Annotated in this window: 20 protein-coding genes and 2 tRNA genes; 8 read left to right on the top strand and 14 right to left on the bottom strand. The window is 64.9% G+C overall.

What is annotated here, in order from left to right; genetic code table 11:
• Positions 1-4: 4 nt before the first annotated feature.
• Together ctaD and nrdF are read right to left on the bottom strand one after the other, a co-directional pair.
• Complete coding sequence (gene ctaD, locus ACF3NP_RS00710) at positions 5-1,708, bottom strand: aa3-type cytochrome oxidase subunit I (RefSeq protein WP_269511327.1); 1,704 nt, start codon at positions 1,706-1,708, stop codon at positions 5-7.
• Positions 1,709-1,975: 267 nt separating this feature from the next.
• Positions 1,976-2,965 (bottom strand): class 1b ribonucleoside-diphosphate reductase subunit beta, encoded by a 990-nt coding sequence (gene nrdF, locus ACF3NP_RS00705; RefSeq protein ID WP_392398805.1) that lies wholly within the window; start codon positions 2,963-2,965, stop codon positions 1,976-1,978.
• Between the two features lie 152 nt (positions 2,966-3,117).
• Here nrdF and ACF3NP_RS00700 point away from each other — a divergent pair, with 152 nt between their 5' ends.
• Positions 3,118-3,831: a FadR/GntR family transcriptional regulator gene (locus tag ACF3NP_RS00700; RefSeq protein WP_392398804.1), complete on the top strand. Its 714-nt coding sequence runs from the start codon at positions 3,118-3,120 to the stop codon at positions 3,829-3,831.
• Positions 3,832-3,930: 99 nt separating this feature from the next.
• Here ACF3NP_RS00700 and nrdE read toward each other — a convergent pair whose 3' ends face one another.
• The 4 genes from nrdE to ykgO all read right to left on the bottom strand — a co-directional run bounded on the left by nrdE (position 3,931) and on the right by ykgO (position 7,362).
• Entirely contained in the window at positions 3,931-6,096 is a 2,166-nt protein-coding gene (nrdE, locus tag ACF3NP_RS00695) for a class 1b ribonucleoside-diphosphate reductase subunit alpha (protein ID WP_392398803.1), read from the bottom strand.
• A 10-nt stretch (positions 6,097-6,106) separates the two neighbouring features.
• A complete protein-coding gene (gene nrdI, locus ACF3NP_RS00690) occupies positions 6,107-6,628 on the bottom strand; it encodes a class Ib ribonucleoside-diphosphate reductase assembly flavoprotein NrdI (protein WP_239307508.1) in 522 nt (173 codons plus the stop codon).
• 84 nt (positions 6,629-6,712) lie between these two features.
• A complete protein-coding gene (gene nrdH / locus ACF3NP_RS00685; RefSeq protein ID WP_070475768.1) occupies positions 6,713-6,943 on the bottom strand; it encodes a glutaredoxin-like protein NrdH in 231 nt (76 codons plus the stop codon).
• A 296-nt stretch (positions 6,944-7,239) separates the two neighbouring features.
• A complete protein-coding gene (ykgO, locus tag ACF3NP_RS00680) occupies positions 7,240-7,362 on the bottom strand; it encodes a type B 50S ribosomal protein L36 (protein WP_005288826.1) in 123 nt (40 codons plus the stop codon).
• 114 nt (positions 7,363-7,476) lie between these two features.
• On the opposite strand from ykgO, the gene nadE reads away from it, so the two are divergent.
• Positions 7,477-8,301: an ammonia-dependent NAD(+) synthetase gene (nadE, locus tag ACF3NP_RS00675; RefSeq protein ID WP_392398802.1), complete on the top strand. Its 825-nt coding sequence runs from the start codon at positions 7,477-7,479 to the stop codon at positions 8,299-8,301.
• Here nadE and ACF3NP_RS00670 read toward each other — a convergent pair.
• Genes ACF3NP_RS00670 through ACF3NP_RS00660 form a run of 3 tightly spaced genes read right to left on the bottom strand, consistent with a single transcriptional unit; the run spans position 8,298 to position 9,704 of the window.
• Positions 8,298-8,483: a hypothetical protein gene (locus ACF3NP_RS00670; RefSeq protein WP_392398801.1), complete on the bottom strand. Its 186-nt coding sequence runs from the start codon at positions 8,481-8,483 to the stop codon at positions 8,298-8,300. The two genes, nadE and ACF3NP_RS00670, sit on opposite strands and share 4 nt — an antisense overlap.
• Positions 8,484-8,497: 14 nt before the next feature.
• The gene (locus ACF3NP_RS00665) at positions 8,498-9,268 is read right to left on the bottom strand and encodes a fructosamine kinase family protein (RefSeq protein WP_181889000.1); all 771 of its coding nucleotides are present in this window, start codon (positions 9,266-9,268) and stop codon (positions 8,498-8,500) included.
• Entirely contained in the window at positions 9,261-9,704 is a 444-nt protein-coding gene (locus ACF3NP_RS00660) for a methylated-DNA--[protein]-cysteine S-methyltransferase (protein WP_202032095.1), read from the bottom strand. The genes ACF3NP_RS00665 and ACF3NP_RS00660 overlap by 8 nt, the downstream gene beginning before the upstream one ends.
• Before the next feature lie 49 nt (positions 9,705-9,753).
• Here ACF3NP_RS00660 and ACF3NP_RS00655 point away from each other — a divergent pair, with 49 nt between their 5' ends.
• Positions 9,754-10,422, top strand: coding sequence for a hypothetical protein (locus ACF3NP_RS00655; protein WP_392398800.1), 669 nt, complete (start codon positions 9,754-9,756; stop codon positions 10,420-10,422).
• A gap of 50 nt (positions 10,423-10,472) precedes the next feature.
• Here ACF3NP_RS00655 and ACF3NP_RS00650 read toward each other — a convergent pair.
• The 5 genes from ACF3NP_RS00650 to pgm all read right to left on the bottom strand — a co-directional run bounded on the left by ACF3NP_RS00650 (position 10,473) and on the right by pgm (position 13,701).
• Positions 10,473-10,548 (bottom strand) — tRNA-Ala (locus tag ACF3NP_RS00650).
• A gap of 41 nt (positions 10,549-10,589) precedes the next feature.
• A tRNA-Ala gene (locus tag ACF3NP_RS00645) sits at positions 10,590-10,662 on the bottom strand.
• 118 nt (positions 10,663-10,780) lie between these two features.
• Complete coding sequence (locus ACF3NP_RS00640) at positions 10,781-11,515, bottom strand: thioredoxin domain-containing protein (RefSeq protein ID WP_392398799.1); 735 nt, start codon at positions 11,513-11,515, stop codon at positions 10,781-10,783.
• Between the two features lie 59 nt (positions 11,516-11,574).
• Positions 11,575-12,057, bottom strand: a complete 483-nt coding sequence (locus tag ACF3NP_RS00635) for a MauE/DoxX family redox-associated membrane protein (RefSeq protein WP_239307502.1) — start codon at positions 12,055-12,057, stop codon at positions 11,575-11,577.
• Positions 12,058-12,075: 18 nt separating this feature from the next.
• Positions 12,076-13,701, bottom strand: coding sequence for a phosphoglucomutase (alpha-D-glucose-1,6-bisphosphate-dependent) (pgm, locus tag ACF3NP_RS00630; RefSeq protein WP_392398798.1), 1,626 nt, complete (start codon positions 13,699-13,701; stop codon positions 12,076-12,078).
• 109 nt (positions 13,702-13,810) lie between these two features.
• Here pgm and ACF3NP_RS00625 point away from each other — a divergent pair, with 109 nt between their 5' ends.
• From ACF3NP_RS00625 to ACF3NP_RS00605, 5 genes are all read left to right on the top strand, one after another.
• Positions 13,811-15,229 (top strand): alanine/glycine:cation symporter family protein, encoded by a 1,419-nt coding sequence (locus tag ACF3NP_RS00625; RefSeq protein ID WP_392398797.1) that lies wholly within the window; start codon positions 13,811-13,813, stop codon positions 15,227-15,229.
• Positions 15,230-15,308: 79 nt separating this feature from the next.
• Positions 15,309-15,578 (top strand): CrcB family protein, encoded by a 270-nt coding sequence (locus tag ACF3NP_RS00620; RefSeq protein ID WP_392398796.1) that lies wholly within the window; start codon positions 15,309-15,311, stop codon positions 15,576-15,578.
• Positions 15,571-15,939 (top strand): fluoride efflux transporter FluC, encoded by a 369-nt coding sequence (locus ACF3NP_RS00615; RefSeq protein ID WP_392398795.1) that lies wholly within the window; start codon positions 15,571-15,573, stop codon positions 15,937-15,939. The genes ACF3NP_RS00620 and ACF3NP_RS00615 overlap by 8 nt, the downstream gene beginning before the upstream one ends.
• Positions 15,940-15,957: 18 nt before the next feature.
• Positions 15,958-16,308, top strand: coding sequence for a CrcB family protein (locus tag ACF3NP_RS00610; protein WP_392398794.1), 351 nt, complete (start codon positions 15,958-15,960; stop codon positions 16,306-16,308).
• Entirely contained in the window at positions 16,301-16,654 is a 354-nt protein-coding gene (locus ACF3NP_RS00605) for a CrcB family protein (RefSeq protein ID WP_392398793.1), read from the top strand. Before ACF3NP_RS00610 ends, ACF3NP_RS00605 begins: the two co-directional genes overlap by 8 nt.

Below are 16,654 nucleotides of genomic sequence, written 5' to 3'. Positions count from 1 at the left end.
GCGACTACTTGGAGTCGCGGTGGCCGGTGTGCGCCTCGCGGCGCAGGGTTTCCACCATGTGCGGGTAGTGCAGCTCGAACGCCGGGCGCTCGGAGCGGATACGCGGCAGGGCGGTGAAGTTGTGGCGCGGCGGCGGGCAGGAGGTTGCCCACTCCAGGGAGTTGCCGTAGCCCCACGGATCGTCGACGGTGACGATCTCGCCGTAGCGCCAGGACTTGAACACGTTCCAGATGAACGGCAGGAAGCCGATGCCCAGGATGAACGCGCCAACCGTAGAGACCTGGTTCAGCAGCGTGAAGCCGTCGGTGTCCAGGTAGTCGGCGTAGCGGCGCGGCATGCCCATGTTGCCCAGCCAGTGCTGGACCAGGAAGGTCATGTTGAAGCCAACGACGGTGAACCAGAAGTGGATCTTGCCCAGCTTCTCATCCAGCATGCGACCGGTCATCTTCGGGAACCAGAAGTACACGCCAGCGGTGGAGGCGAACACCACGGTGCCGAACAGGGTGTAGTGGAAGTGCGCAACCACGAAGTAGGAGTCGTGCAGGTGGAAGTCCAGCGGCGGGGACGCCAGCATGATGCCAGTCAGGCCGCCGAAGAGGAAGGTGAACAGGAAGCCCACGGCCCACAGCATCGGGGTCTCGAACGTGAGGTGGCCGTTCCACATCGTGCCCAGCCAGTTGAAGAACTTCACGCCGGTCGGGACCGAGATGAGGAAGGTCATGAAGGAGAAGAACGGCAGCAGGATCGCGCCGGTGGCGAACATGTGGTGCGCCCACACAGCCATGGACAGGCCGGCAATTGCCAGCGTTGCAAAGATCAGGCCGATGTAGCCGAAGACCGGCTTGCGGGAGAACACCGGGACGATCTCAGAGATCACGCCGAAGAACGGCAGCGCCAGGACGTACACCTCGGGGTGGCCGAAGAACCAGAACAGGTGCTGCCACAGGATCGTGCCGCCGTTGGCGGTGTCGTAGATGTGGCCGCCCAGCAGACGGTCGTAGAGCACACCCATCGCCGCAGCGGTCAGCAGCGGGAAGATCATCAGGGCGATGATGGAGGTGACGAAGATGGTCCAGGTGAACGCTGGCAGACGGAACATGGTCATGCCCGGCGCACGCATCGTCAGCACCGTGGTGAGCATGTTCACCGCAGAGGCGATGGTGCCCACACCGGTGGCGCCCACGCCGACAACCCAGAGGTTGGCGGAGACGGACGGGGTGTGCACAGCGTCAGCCAGCGGCATGTACATGGTCCAACCGAAGTCGGCCGCGCCACCCGGGGTGACGAAGCCGAGGAGCATGGCGACAACGCCGACGGTGGTCACCCAGAAACCGAACGCGTTCAGACGCGGGAAGGCCACGTCCGGCGCGCCGATCTGCAGCGGCAGCACGTAGTTGGCGAAGCCCCAGACGATCGGGGTACCGAACGCCAGCAGCATCACGGTGCCGTGCATGGTGAACAGCTGGTTGAACTGCTCGTTGGACAGGAACTGCAGGCCTGGGCTGAACAGCTCGGTGCGGATAAGCAGTGCCATCAGGCCGGCCACGAAGAACCAGACGAAGGACATGATGATGTACATGATGCCCAGTTCTTTGTGGTCAGTCGTGGTGAGTTGCTTGTAAATCTTCGAGCCCTTACGAGCGTTGCCCGTCGGCTCGGGGCGTGTCGGCGGGACGTAATTATCCAGCCGCGGTGCCACAGCGGTCATCTGATCCTCCTGACTACGGCACCTGCACCCCGTCCAGCTCACGCCGGAATGGGCACAGATGCCACGAGTGATACCGGATCAGCATAACGTTCTGCACATTGATTTTCCAGCCTCCCGCAATGCTGCCCCCGTGCGGGGTCAGCGCCGGCGACGGCCAGTCCGGGCTGTTACTGGTGAGGCGCAAGGGACCTAGACGGGAGGCAAGAAAAATCCCCGGCTCGCAAGCGCGAACCGGGGACCACCGAAGGTGCGTCGTAAAGCTTGTGCCTAGAAGTCCCAGTCGTCGTCTTGGGTGTCCTCCGCGCGGCCGATGACGTAGGAGGAGCCGGAGCCGGAGAAGAAGTCGTGGTTCTCGTCCGCGTTCGGCGACAGCGACGCCAGGATCGCCGGCGAGACCTTCGTCTCATCCACCGGGAACAGGCCCTCGTAGCCGAGGTTGTTCAGCGCCTTGTTGGCGTTGTAGCGCAGGAAACGCTTCACGTCCTCGGTCCAGCCGAGCGCGTCGTAGATGTCCTCGGTGTACTGGTTCTCGTTTTCGTAGAGGTCGTAGAGCAGCTCGAAGGCGTAGTCCTTCAGCTCCTCCTTGCGCTCCTCGGACTCGTTTCGCAGCGCCACCTGGTACTTGTAGCCGATGTAGTAGCCGTGCACCGCCTCGTCGCGGATGATCAGGCGGATGATGTCCGCGGTGTTGGTCAGCTTGGAGTGCACCGACCAGTTCAGCGGCAGGTAGAAGCCGGAGTAGAACAGGAAGGACTCCAGCATCACGGAGGCGATCTTGCGCTTGAGCGGGTCGTCGCCCTCGTAGTAGCTCAGGATGATCTTCGCCTTGCGCTGCAGGTACTCGTTTTCCTCGGACCAGCGGAACGCGTCGTTAATTGCGGGCGTGTCCGCCAGCGTCATGAAGATGTTGGAGTAGGACTTCGCGTGCACCGACTCCATGAACGCGATGTTGGTCAGCACCGCCTCCTCGTGGAGGGACTTCGCGTCCGGCAGCAGCGAAACCGCGCCGACGGTGCCCTGGATGGTGTCCAGCAGCGTCAGGCCGGTGAACACGCGCATGGTGGCCTGCTTTTCCTCGTCGTTGAGGGTGTTCCAGCTCGGGATGTCGTTGGACACCGGGATCTTCTCCGGGAGCCAGAAGTTGCCGGTCAGGCGATCCCACACTTCAAGGTCCTTGTCGTCCGGAACGCTGTTCCAGTTGATAGCCTTCACGGGCTTGTCGTGGGACTCGAGGTAACGCGCGTAATCGTCAGTCATGGCGACCATCCTACTTCGGTGTCAACCGGCTCGGGCGACGTCCTGCTCCCCGTGCGCGGACTGCCCACACGCAATGCCGTAACCGCGGAGGTGCATGACATAAACTACTCGCAGATTGCTGCAATACATCATCTTTTAAAGGAGGTCGCGCCGTGACTACAAGCGGTCATCGGTCCTCTCAACCCCTACTTTCCTCGATCCTGGACACGCTCGGCGAAGACATCGTCTCGGGCAGGCAGCCGGAGGGGCACACGTTCACGCTCCACGACCTGTCGGAGCGCTTCGGCATCTCCCGCACCGTCGCACGTGAGGCGATGCGCGCACTGGAGCAACTGGGGTTGGTCTCCTCCTCGCGCCGCGTGGGTTTGAAAGTGCTGCCGCAAAGCGAGTGGAACGTATTCGACCACTCCATCATTTCCTGGCGGCTACGCAGCGAGGAGCAACGTCCGGCGCAGTTGGCGTCGCTGCGGGAGCTTCGCGACGCCATCGAGCCAGCCGCCGCCCGCCTAGCCGCCACCAACGCGTCCCGCGAGCAGGCGCGCCGGCTGTGCCAGCTGGCAGACCAGATTGTGGAGCTGGCAGGACAAGACGCCGGCAACTCCGAGGCGTTCCAGGAAGCGGACCTGGAGTTCCACGGCCTGATGCTCGAGGCGTCCGGCAACGAGATGTTCGTGGCGCTGACCCCGCCGATCATGGACATCATGTCCGGCCGCGCGCTCTACGGCATCATGCCGGACGACCCGCACGTGGACACCATGCAGATCCACGTGGATCTCGCCCACGCCATTTCCTCCGGCGACGCGGATGCAGCAGAAGATGCTTCTCGACGTCTCCTCCGCGGCGTCAACGATTTCATGGAGATGTAACTCGCCCCGCGCCTTGCAAACGAAAACCGCTGATGTGCTAGTTCCCCTAAAACGGAACTAGCACGTCAGCGGTTTTCTCGTCGAGAAGCACGCGCTCCCCTACAGCATGCAGGAGACGCAGCCCTCGATCTCGGTGCCTTCCAGCGCCATCTGGCGCAGGCGGATGTAGTACAGGGTCTTGACACCCTTCTTCCACGCGTAGATCTGCGCGCGGTTGATGTCGCGGGTGGTCACCGTGTCCTTGAAGAACAGGGTGAGCGACAGGCCCTGGTCGACGTACTTCGTGGCCACCGCGTAGGTGTCGATGATCTTCTCGTAGCCGATCTCGTAGGCGTCTTTGAAGTAGTCGATGTTCTCGTTGTCCATGTGCGGCGCCGGGTAGTAGACGCGGCCGATCTTGCCTTCCTTGCGGATCTCAATCTTGGAGGCGATCGGGTGGATCGAGGACGTGGAGTTGTTGATGTAGGAGATCGAGCCGGTCGGCGGCACCGCCTGCAAGTAGCGGTTGTAGATGCCGTCGCGGGCGACGTCGGCCTTCAGCTGCGCCCACTCCTCTGCCGTCGGCACGGCGATGTCGGACTTGGCGAACAGCTCCTTGACCTTGTCAGTCTTGGGCTGGAAGTCCGCCGGGTCGTAGCGGTCGAAGAATTCGCCGGTGGCGTACTCGGACTTGGCAAAGTCGGCGAACGCGGTGCCCTTCTCCACGGCGATCTTGTGGGAGGCGCGGAGGCACTGGTACATCACGGCGGCGAAGTAGGCGTTGGTGAAGTCCAGGCCTTCTTCGGAGCCGTACTCGATGTGCTCGCGGCCGAGGTAGCCGTGCAGGTTCATCTGCCCCAGGCCGATGGCGTGGGAGGCGTCGTTGCCGTCGCGCACCGGCGGCACGGAGTCGATGGAGGTCTTGTCCGCCACGGCGGTCAGCGCGCGGATGGCGGACTCGACGGTGCGGGCGAAGTTGTCGGAGTCCATGGCCATCGCGATGTTCAGCGAGCCGAGGTTGCAGGAGATGTCGTGGCCGGTCTCGGCGTAGGTCAGGTCGTCGTTGAGCACGGACGGCGAGTTGACCTGCAGGATCTCCGAGCACAGGTTGGACATGTTGATGCGGCCGGTCTTCACCGGGTTCGCGCGGTTGGCCGTGTCCTCGAACATGATGTACGGGTAGCCGGACTCGAACTGGATCTCGGCGATGGTCTGGAAGAACGCGCGCGCGGAGATCTTGGACTTGCGGATGCGCGGGTCTTCCACCATCTCCTCGTACTTCTCGGTCACGGAGATGTCCGCGAACGGCACGCCGTAGACGCGCTCGACGTCGTACGGGGAGAACAGGTACATGTCGTCGTTGCGCTTGGCCAGCTCGAAGGTGATGTCCGGGATGACGATGCCGAGCGAGAGGGTCTTGATGCGGATCTTCTCGTCCGCGTTCTCGCGCTTGGTGTCCAAAAAGCGCATGATGTCCGGGTGGTGTGCGTTGAGGTACACCGCGCCGGCGCCCTGGCGCGCGCCGAGCTGGTTGGCGTAGGAGAAGGAGTCTTCCAGCAGCTTCATCACGGGGATGACGCCGGAGGACTGGTTCTCGATGTGCTTGATCGGCGCGCCGGACTCGCGGATGTTGGAAAGCAGCAGCGCCACGCCGCCGCCGCGCTTGGACAGCTGCAGCGAGGAGTTGATGGCGCGGCCGATGGACTCCATGTTGTCCTCGATGCGCAGCAGGAAGCACGACACCAGCTCGCCACGCTGCGCCTTGCCGGCATTCAAGAACGTCGGGGTGGCGGGCTGGAAGCGGCCGGTCATGATTTCGTCCACAAGCGCGAATGCGAGCTCCTCGTTGCCGTCGGCGAGGAAGAGCGCCGTCATGGCGACGCGGTCCTCGAAGCGCTCGAGGTAGCGGCGTCCGTCGAAGGTCTTCAGCGTGTAGGAGGTGTAATACTTGTACGCGCCGAGGAAGGACTTGAAGCGGAACTTGTAGGAGTACGCGCGCTTGAACGTGTCCTTAATAAAGTTCCAGTCGTACTTCTCAATGGTGTCCGGCTCGTAGTACTTGTTGGTGACCAGATAGTCGATCTTTTCTTCCAGGTCGTGGAAGTAGACGGTGTTCTGGTTGACGTGCTGGAGGAAGAACTGGTTGGCGGCCTCGCGGTCCTTGTCAAACTGGATCTGGCCGTTTTCGTCGTAGAGGTTCAAAAGCGCGTTGAGCGCGTGGTAATCCAGCTGGTCGCTTGCATTGACCGGCTCCGGGACATTCTTACCGACAGTCTGGGTAGTCACATCGCGTCCTTCATCGTGTTCTTGAGTATTTACCGGCGTATTTTTCACGCAGTTTTGCCAAGCGCTCGGATTCGTCCGGAGCATCTTGCCTATCGACGACCTCCGGTCCCCCACGCAGCCCCAACCTTCCAGCGTTCTGGATTAGTTGGCGGCGCACGTGCGCAACGTCCTCGGCCAAGCCCATGAGCTCGAACCGGTACAAGTACGGGACCTTACACTTGTCGGCGATAACCTTCCCGGCAAGGCAGTAATCTGCCCCGAAGTTGGAATTGCCGGCGGCGATGACACCCCGGATCAGGCTCCGGTTGCCTTCGTTGTTGAGGAAGCGGATCACTTGCCCCGGCACCGGCCGCGAGTTGCCGCCGCTCACACTCGCCCCGCCGCCGTATGTGGGGCAGATGAGCACGTACGGCTCGTCGACGGTGAGTTCCGGGTCGCTCCTGCGCAACGGGATGCGCTGGGACGGGAGGCCGAGCTTCTCCACAAACCGCTTCGTGTTTTCCGTCGCGGAAGAGAAGTAGACCACCAGCATGGCCGCCGCCTTTCTTCGTGTTGAGTTTTAGTTGTTCGGCGCCGCCCGCCCTATCCCCGCGCTGCGGCGGGGTGGACCGCCGAGTTAGGCAGCCGCTGCGAGGCCCTTGATGCGGTCCGGGCGGAAGCCGGACCAGTGCTCGCCGTTCGCCTCCACGACCGGCGCCTGCACGTAGCCGAGGGCCATGACGTAGTCGCGGGCCTCCTCGTCCATGGAGATGTCGACCGTGGTGAACTCAAGGCCGGCCTTGGTCAGGGCCTTCTCGGTTGCCTTGCACTGCATGCAGGCCGGCTTGCTGTAAACGGTGATCGACATAGTTCTTCAGGCTCTTTCTGTGCGGGTCTTCGACTGGGATTCGACAGGGAATCGACGGGGTTTTCTCGCTTCCCCGGATCCCCCGGGGCAACACCAAGAGACACTATACCTTGGGGGAAACTTCGGCAACTGCTACTACATGTAGTAGTTACACGGGTGGTATTCCCAGGATAGGGCCAGCAAATCACCTACATGTAGTTAAAACATGGACGGCCATCTGCTCCCACGGGTGTAATTTGGCGGAAAATTACAGCAAAAAGCCCCGCCACCAAACGGTGACGGGGCAGGATTCGCGCTTAGCCCTGGCGAGCCTTGAAGCGGGGATCCTTCTTGTTGATCACGTAAACCTTGCCGTGGCGACGCACAACCTGGGCGCCCGGCTTGTTCTTCAGCGACCGAAGCGACTTGCGGACCTTCATCGGGCGCTCCTTTCTGCTCGGATTACCTGCAATTAGCGACCAACGGCGGGCTGCCGGGTCGCAACACGGGGGTAAATGTTACACATCGGACGCGCTGAATCAAAACCTCCTACCATGAGCGCCATGCAGTCAGACATCATCGCCGCCCTCGGCGTGGCACCGACCATCGACCCGGACACCGAAATCACCCGGCGCGTGCAGTTCCTGGTGGACCACCTGGACGCCACCGGCGCGAAGGGATACGTGCTGGGCATCTCCGGCGGGCAGGACTCCACGCTCGCCGGGCGCCTGGCGCAGCTGGCGGTGGAGCAGCGCCGCGCGGACGGCAACGACGCGACGTTCGTGGCGGTGCGGCTGCCCCACGGCGTGCAGGCCGACGAGGACGACGCGCAGCTGGCCCTGCAGTTCATTCAGCCCGACGAGACGGTCACGGTGGACATTGAGCCAGCCACCACCGCCATGGCGGGTGCTGTGGCGGACGCGCTAGAAACGGGCAGTCTCGGCGACTTCAACAAGGGCAACGTCAAGGCGCGCATACGCATGATCGCCCAGTACGCCATCGCCGGCGAGCGCGGCCTGCTGGTGGTGGGCACGGACCACGCGGCGGAGAACGTCACCGGGTTCTTCACCAAACACGGCGACGGCGCCGCGGACCTCGTGCCGCTGGCTGGGCTGAACAAGCGCCAGGGCGCGGCGCTGCTGGACCACCTAGACGCGAATCCCCGCCTGTGGGAGAAGGTCCCCACCGCGGACCTGGAGGAAGACCGCCCCGCGCTTCCCGACGAAGACGCGCTCGGCATCACCTACGCCCACATCGACGACTACCTGGAGGGCAAGCAAGTCCCGCAAGAGGTCGCCAAGCGCCTCGAGCACCTGTGGCGCACCGGCCAGCACAAGCGCCACCTGCCGCCGGGCCCGAACGACACCTGGTGGCGCTAGAGCAGGTCGCGAAGGTCCGCCATCACTCGTACCAGGCGGTCCTCACCGCGCTCCTCTTCGAGCCATTCCTCAAGAGTGAAGTCGAGTTGGATGGGTTCCCAGGTCACTTCGAAGGGTTTGCCCCTCTGCTCCAGGAGCCCGAGTTCCTCGAGCCTGTCTAGCGAATTTTCTGCATTCCCCATCTGAATCTCCTCCTTTATTGCCTACTGTCTACCACGCGCAGGGTCTCCTCCGCCGCGCGCACGAGCGCGGAGCCGTAGGACGGTCCGTGCGTCCACGCGTGCACGGCCAGCGGGTGCAGCTGGTGCACCGCGATGCGCCGCTGCCAGTCGCGGCCCAGCTCGCCGCCGGCATCCACATACCCGTCCACGATCGCGTTGAAGTACGGGGCGCCGAACAGCTCGAGCATCGCGATGTCGGTCAGCGGGTGCCCGCCGTGCGCCGCCGGGTCAATGAACCGCGGACCCTCCGACCCGAACAGCAGGTTGCCCGCCCACAGGTCGCCGTGGATGCGCGCCAGTGGGGCGTCCTCGTCCGCTTCGAGTAGCGCATCGCATGCTTGCTTAACGACGTCCATGCCGCCGCCCCCGAGATTCCCCGCTTTAAGCGCCTTCTCGGCGAATGGCAGCACGCGCTGCTGCACGTAGAACTCGGCCCAGCGTTCGGTGGGCTCGCACGCCTGCTGGCGGGTGCCGATGAAGTTGGGGCCGTCCCACCCGTCCGCGGGCGCGCCGAACGCGGCGGCGCCCATGGCGTGGATGGCGGCCAGCTCCCGCCCGGCCTCGCGGGCGGCGTCCACGGTCGGGCGGGCCGAATCCACCTTCTCGATGGTCAGCGTGTTCGCGTCCTCGTCGAGTGCGAGCACCTCCACCACCGCGGCGGAGCCCTCCCGCAGCCAGCGCAGGTACGCGGCCTCCGCGGCTGCCGCTCCCGGCGCGCTGCCGTACTTCACAAACGAGTCAGACATCGATGCCCTCCATTCGCAGTAGGAAACGTTTTGCCTCTACCCCGCCACGGTAACCGCCGAGTTGGCCGTCGGAGCGCAGCACCCGGTGGCACGGGATGAACAGCGGCAGCGGGTTGGTCGCGCACGCGCTGCCCACCGCCCGCACCGCTTTGGGGTTGCCCACCGCGCGGGCGAGCTGCGCATACGTGGTGGTCTCCCCGAACGGGACCTTCGCCAGCTCCCGTAGCACCGCCGCCCGGAACTCAGTCACGCCTGACAAGTCCAGCGGGACAGTGAATTCCCGGCGCGTGCCAGCGAAGTACTCGGTCAGTTCTTGGGTGACCAGGGGGCTCACCGAAAGGGCGTCGTCAAGCAGCGGCTCCCCCTCGAAGCACACGCGGGTGACGCCGCGCCCGCTCGCGGCGAAGCGCAACGGCCCGATCGGTGAGGTAAACATGCAGCTCAGAGTAGCTCCCCGCGCCGGCAATTGCGCTAAAATTCTGGCCATGCACAGGAGACTCACAACCGCCCTCGCCTGCGCCGCGGCCCTGACCTTGGCCGCCTGCGGCAGCTCATCCGACACCATCGCCGGCACCAGCCCCGCCATCGCCTCTGCGGTGTGCGACGGCGACGACGGCTGCGAATCCGACATGCGCGAGCTCAGCCACAAGCTCGACGCGTCGGACGACGCGGACGGCGACGGCGTCATCGACCGCGAGGAGCTCGACGCCGCCCTCAAGCGGCTGGACAAGGAAGCCGAGGAGAAGGAGGCCGCCGCCTCGTCATCCGCGGCCGCTGCGTCCTCTTCTGCTGCGGCGGCTTCCTCTTCCGCCGCGGCTGCGTCGAGGTCCGCGGAGGCTGAGCGCGAAGCCGAACGCAAGGCAGCCGAACGTGAAGCGGCTGAGCGCGAGGCGGAAGCGCAGCGCGCGGCCGAGCGTGAGGCGGCGAACCAACAACAGCAGCAACAGCAACAAGCGCCGCAACAACAAGCCCCCGAACCCGCACCCCAGCAACCCTCCGGCCCGCCGGCCATGGAGTGGGCCACCTTGGGCCCCTACGGCAGCCTGTTCACGTGCGAGCAGGCGCGTGACGTGTGGCCCGTCGATTCGCACGCCTGCTACACCGGCTCGGACGGCAACGCCTACTTCGAGGGCATGCGCCAAGCCGCCCAGTAACGCATACAAACAAAATACTGCCCGGCCGAACAGCCGGGCAGTTTTGCTTTTGGTGGAGCTAACGGGATTCGAACCCGTGACCCCCACACTGCCAGTGTGGTGCGCTACCAACTGCGCCATAGCCCCGTATGGCAGCCGTGCCGCCACAGGAATATGTAGTTGTGGAGTGGAGCTAACGGGATTCGAACCCGTGACCCCCACACTGCCAGTGTGGTGCGCTACCAACTGCGCCATAGCCCCTTGGATAACTCACGTAAATATACAGCCGGGCGCGCGGGCCTCCAAATCCCCAGCGGGAACGTGAAACCGCCCCACCCCGGGACCGGAGTGAGGCGGTGAAAACGCTTGCGGAACGCGTTTACATTTGGGACAGGGTCTCCGGCCAGTCGTCGCGCTTGCCCTCGATGTCCTCGATGTCCTTGCCGTCGACCAGGACGCGCGGGGTCCACGCCTCGCCGGTGTTGTCCTCCTGGTACTTCATGTTGTCTGCACCCATTCGCTTGGCGGTCTCGATGAACTTGCCGTCGCGGATGTCCTGGATGGCCGCGTCGGAAGCCTCGTAGTCCTTGGCCATGTCCGCGAAGCCGTCGTTGTCGTACTTGTTGTACACGCTCTGCTGGTTCTGGAACAGGTAGTCGCGGATGGTGAACGCCTGGGCCAGGTCGCCGTTGGCGATAAGCGCAAGCTCTGCGGCGAGCGCCTTGGTGGAGTGACCCTCCTCGCCCTTGTCCAGGGCGGTCATCGGGCGCAGGTCCACGTTGATTTCGCCAGCCTTGAGCTTCTCAATCATCGCTTCGTCGCTGGCGATGTGCAGGTCCGCACAGTGGGTGCAGGAGAAGTCCTCGAACAGCTCGGCGGTCTTGGCGTCGGCGTTGTCGCCGGTGAGGTGGATGATGTCTTCATCCTCGTTCCAGGCGACGTTGATGCCTTCGACGTCGATCATCCCCTCCTTGATGGCGGCGCTGCGGTTTTCGCGGCCGTTGAAGACGATCAAGCCGATCACCACAAGGGCGATAGCGAGTACGGCGAGGACTGCCCAGATGAAGGCGGTGTTGCCCTTCTTGTTCGGGTTTTCCACTTTGCGTGTGGTCACAGTTATCTCCTGTTGTGCGTGCCTGGCGGCATGGCGGGTACAGATTTACCCGCACAAGTTTAGGGGTAGATAGCGAACTTCTTAAACGGACGCCACATCATGAAGCCGGTGATCGCGATGTAGGCCACGTCGCGCGCGACGGTAACAAGCAGGTTGGTCTCGCCCTCCCCCGCCGCGGACGGATCGAAGCAGCCGCAGTCGATGACCAGGCCGCGCTGCCAGGCGGACAGCATGCCGATGATGAACAGCGTCAGCACGATGATGGACACCTTGCCGGACCAGCGCAGCTTGATGCCCAGAAGCAGCAGCAGGCCGCCGGCCACCTCAAGTGGGCCGATGATGTGGGCCAGCAGGTAAGACCAGTCGGGGGTAAAGATTTCGTAGGCCTCGATGGTCTTGGTCACGTCGAGGGGGACGCCGAGTTTCGCGATGCCGGCGTCCAGCCACACGTACGCCATGTAAAACCGCGCGAGTGCGGACAGTACGTCCAGCACCAGCGTCTTCGTGTTGCGCTCGGGCGCGGGGGTTGTCGTTGTGCTCACAGGTCGTACGTTACTCCATTAGTCGCCCAAAACTTCAGAAACGAGCGCCTGCGCTTCCTCTTGCACCTGCTGCAAGTGCGCGTCGCCCTTGAATGATTCGGCGTAGATCTTGTACTTGTCCTCGGTGCCAGACGGGCGCGCGGCGAACCACGCGTTTTCGGTGGTCACCTTCAGCCCGCCGATGGCGGCGCCGTTGCCAGGAGCATCAGTCAGCTTTGCGACGATAGCTTCGCCCGCCAACGTATCCGCCGACACCTGGTCAGCCGAAAGCGCCTTGAGCTTGGCTTTCTCCTCGCGGCCGGCCGGGGCATCGATACGCGCGTAGGCCGGGGATCCGTACTCGGCCTCGAGCTCCGCGTAGCGCGCGGAGGGGGTCTTGCCGGTCACGGCGGTGATCTCGGCGGCGAGCAGGTCCATAATCAGCCCGTCCTTGTCGGTGGACCAGACGGTGCCGTCTTTGCGCAAGAACGACGCGCCGGCGGATTCTTCGCCGCCGAAGCCGATCGTGCCGTCGATGAGCCCCGGCACGAACCACTTAAAGCCGACGGGCACCTCCACCAGCTCGCGGCCGAGCGACGCGACGACGCGGTCGATCATGGAGGACGACACCAGCGTCTTGCCCACCGCGGTGCCGTCGGACCAGCCGTCGCGGTGGCTGAACAGGTACTCGATGGCCACGGCCAGGTAGTGGTTCGGGTTCATCAGGCCAGCGTCGGGGGTGACGATGCCGTGGCGGTCCGCGTCCGCGTCGTTGCCGGTGGCCAGGTCGAACTTGTCGCGGTTGTGCACCAGCGACGCCATGGAGTTCGGGCTGGAGCAGTCCATGCGGATCTTGCCGTCGGTGTCCAAGGTCATAAACCGCCAGGTGGCGTCGACGTGCGGGTTGACCACCTCGAGGTTCAGCCCGTAACGCTCGCCGATGGCACCCCAGTAGTCCACGCTCGCCCCGCCCATCGGGTCGGCGCCGATGTGCAGGCCGGACGCCTTGATCGCGTCCATGTCCACCACGTTGCCCAGGTCGGCAACGTAATGGTCGAGGTAGTCGAACTTCCCGGCGCGCTCGTCCAGCACGCCGCTGACGGGGGTGCGCTTCACGCCGTCAAGGCCTGCGGCGATGTACTCGTTGGCGCGCTTGGCAATCCAGTCCGTGGCCTCCGCCGGGGCAGGCCCACCGGTGGGCGGGTTGTACTTGAAGCCGCCGTCGCGCGGCGGGTTGTGCGACGGGGTGACCACGATGCCGTCAGCCTTGCCGCCTTTGTGGGTCAGGATGGCGTGGGAGACGGCTGGGGTGGGCGTGTAGCGGCCGGAGGCGTCGACAAGCACTTGCACCCCGCCTGCGATGAGCACCTCGAGCGCGGAGACCATAGCCGGCTCGGACAGGGCGTGGGTGTCGCGGCCGATGTAGACCGGCCCGTCGATGCCCTCGCCGCGGCGGTAGTCCACGATCGCCTGCGTGGTGGCCAAGATGTGCGCCTCGTTGAACGCGTTATCCAGGGAGGAGCCGCGGTGGCCGGAGGTGCCGAAGGCGACCTGCTGGTCCGGGTTGTCCGGGTCGATGTCGCGGGTGTAGTAGGCGGTGACCACCTCGGCGATGTCGATGAGGTCGTCCTCGCGGGCGGGCTGGCCGGCGCGTTCGTATGCCATGGGAATACTCCTTGTGTCTCAGGCAGAGTCCTTTCCACCATCATCGTCCGTGAATGTATTTCCCGCCACCTATATATTATTCACCGCGCCGTATGTTTTACTATTCGGCATGGCTGACACCTTGAACGACATCCTCAGTGCGATCTCCACTTTCGTCTGGGGACCGTTCCTGCTCATCCCCCTGCTGCTGGGCACCGGCCTGTTCCTGACCATCCGCCTGCGCGGCATCCAGTTCCGCACCCTCAGCCGCGCCACCCGCCACGCGTTCGTGGACAAGCCCGAGGAAGGCGCCGGCGACATCTCCAATTACCAGGCGCTGACCACCGCCCTAGCCGCCACGGTGGGCACCGGCAACATCGTCGGCGTGGCCACCGCGATCTCCATCGGCGGGCCCGGCGCGCTGTTCTGGATCTGGCTGACCGGCATCGTCGGCATGTCCTCGAAGTACTCCGAGGCGTACCTGGGCGTGCGCTTCCGCACCACCGACAAGAAGGGCAAGCAGCAGGGCGGGCCGCACGAGTACCTGCGCACCGGTGTCGGCGGCCGCTTCGGCAAGACGCTGGCCGCGGCGTTCACCCTGTTCACCATCTTCGCATCCTTCGGCATCGGCAACCTCGCCCAGGGCAACTCCATCGCCGCGGGCATGAACGACGCTTTCGGCATCAGCGCCAACGTCGCCGGCGTAATCATCTTCTTCGCGGTCGGCGCGGCCGTGCTCGGCGGCATCGAGGGCATCGGCAAGATCACCGCTGCGTTCGTGCCGCTGATGATCGTCATCTACGTCGGCGGCGGCATCACCGCGCTGGCACTGATGGCGGACCGGGTGCCGGAAGCCATTGCCACCATCTTCACCGACGCGTTCACCGGCACCGCCGCCACCGGCGGCTTCGTCGGCTCCGGCATCATGCTGGCCATCCAGTTCGGTGTGGCCCGCGGCATCTTCTCCAACGAGTCCGGCATGGGCTCCGCCGCCATCGCCGCCGCGGCCGCGAAGACGCAGCACCCGGCGCGCCAGGCGCTGGTGTCCATGACCCAGACGTTCATCGACACCATCATCGTGGTCACCATCACCGGCCTGGTCATCGTCACCGCAGGCACCTGGGACATGGGCCGCGACCAGGCCGCGATTATGACCGCCACCGCCTTCGAGACGGCCCTGCCCGGCGAGTGGGGCAGCATGATCGTCTCCGTCTCCCTGATCTTCTTCGCCTTTTCCACCATCCTGGGCTGGTCCTACTACGGCGAGCGCGCCATCGTGGCGCTGTTCGGCGACTGGGCGTCCATCCCCTACCGCATGTTCTTCACCGCCCTGTCCTTTGTGGGCGCGGTGGCGTCGCTGGAGCTGGCGTGGACGTTCTCCGACCTGTCCAACGGGCTGATGGCCATCCCGAACCTGATCGGCCTGCTGCTGTTGTCCGGCATCGTGGTGCGCGAGACCCGCGAGTACCTCGCCTGGGACCCGTACCTGAAGAAGACCCCGGAGGAGGTCGCGGAGTTCGTGGAACGCCAGCAGATGGACTGGCGATAGACTCCCAGCCGTGGACACATTCCGGACAGCACTCACGGTCGGGCTCGGGGCGGGCCTTGGGGCCGTCGTCAGGCATTTTGTGCTCCTATATGCCGCACCCGGGTCCACGGCGGCGCTCGCACTGACCTTCGCCGTCAACATCGCCGGCTGCTTCGCCATGGGCCTGTACAAGCCGGGTCCGTTGTGGGGCGCGGGCTTCCTCGGCGGCTTCACCACCTTCTCCGCCATTTCGGTGGCGGCGATGCAGTCGGAGGCGATCATCGCGCTGGTCATCGTCGCACTCAGCTTTGCGACGTCTATAGCCTCCTACCTTCTCGGCCACACCCTCCGGGAGCGCCGCCATGGTTAGCTGGCTCGGATTGGCACTTACCCTCGTCGTCGTGTTCGCCGGCGGTGTGCTCGGCGGCATGGCGCGCTTCGCGTTGTCCCAGCTGATCGACAACGCCCACGCCGCCACCTTCGCCGCCAACACCGTGGCCTGCACCATCGCCGGTTTCGCCGCCACCGCCCCAATCGCGTGGCAGATCGCACTCGGCGCAGGCTTCGCCGGTGCGCTGTCCACCTGGTCCACCTTCGCCCGCGAGCTCGGCGACCTGATCACCGCCGGGCGGCACCGGGCAGCCCTGCGCTACGCCCTGCGCACCGCGGTGCTCGGCATCGTCGCCGCCTGGTTCGGCATGCGCTGGGGCCTGCGGGCCTTCGGCGGCTAGGGCGTTAGAGTGGGAAATGTGCAGTTCAAAGACCTCACAACCGGCCTTTCCGTGGCGCTGGGCGCGGGACTTGGAGCTGTCGCGCGCTACCTCGTGCTGATCTGGGTCAACCCCACCACGCCCGAAGCGCTCGCGTTGACCGTGATTTCCGCGGTGAACCTCGTCGCCTGCTTCGCCATGGGCCTGTTCCAACCCGGCCCGTTCTGGGGCGTGGGCTTCCTCGGCGGGTTTTCCACCCTCTCCGCGGTCTCCCTGACCGCGGTGTCGGATTCTCCGGTGTGGGCCGGATTCATCATCGTGCTCAGCCTCACCACCGCCACCCTGGCCTGGATGGCCGGCGACGCCACCCGGGGGCGCCGACATGCCTAACCTGCTGCCCCTGCTCATCGGAGTCGTGGCCGTGTTCATCGGCGGCATGCTGGGTGGGTTCGCCCGTTGGCTGCTCATGCGCCAGATCCACAGCCCGCTTGCGTCCACGTTTGCGGCGAACGTCTCGGCCGCCGCAGTCATCGGGTTCGCGGCGGCGGCGCCGGGCGTGTGGCGCGTCGGCATCGGCGTCGGCTTCGCCGGGGCGTTGTCCACCCTGTCCATGCTCGCGCGCCAGCTCGGCGAGATGGTCGAAAGCGGCGAATTCGTCCTCGCCGTGAAATACGGGGTGGGCACCGCCCTCGCCGCCATCGCCGCCTCGGCGGTCGGCGTGTACGGGTTCGGGTAA

The organism is Corynebacterium lehmanniae (assembly GCF_043161975.1).
Classification (GTDB): Bacteria; Actinomycetota; Actinomycetes; order Mycobacteriales; family Mycobacteriaceae; genus Corynebacterium; species Corynebacterium lehmanniae.
The sequence above is the reverse complement of the archived record's forward strand: the minus strand, read 5'-3'. Positions and strand labels throughout refer to the sequence as shown.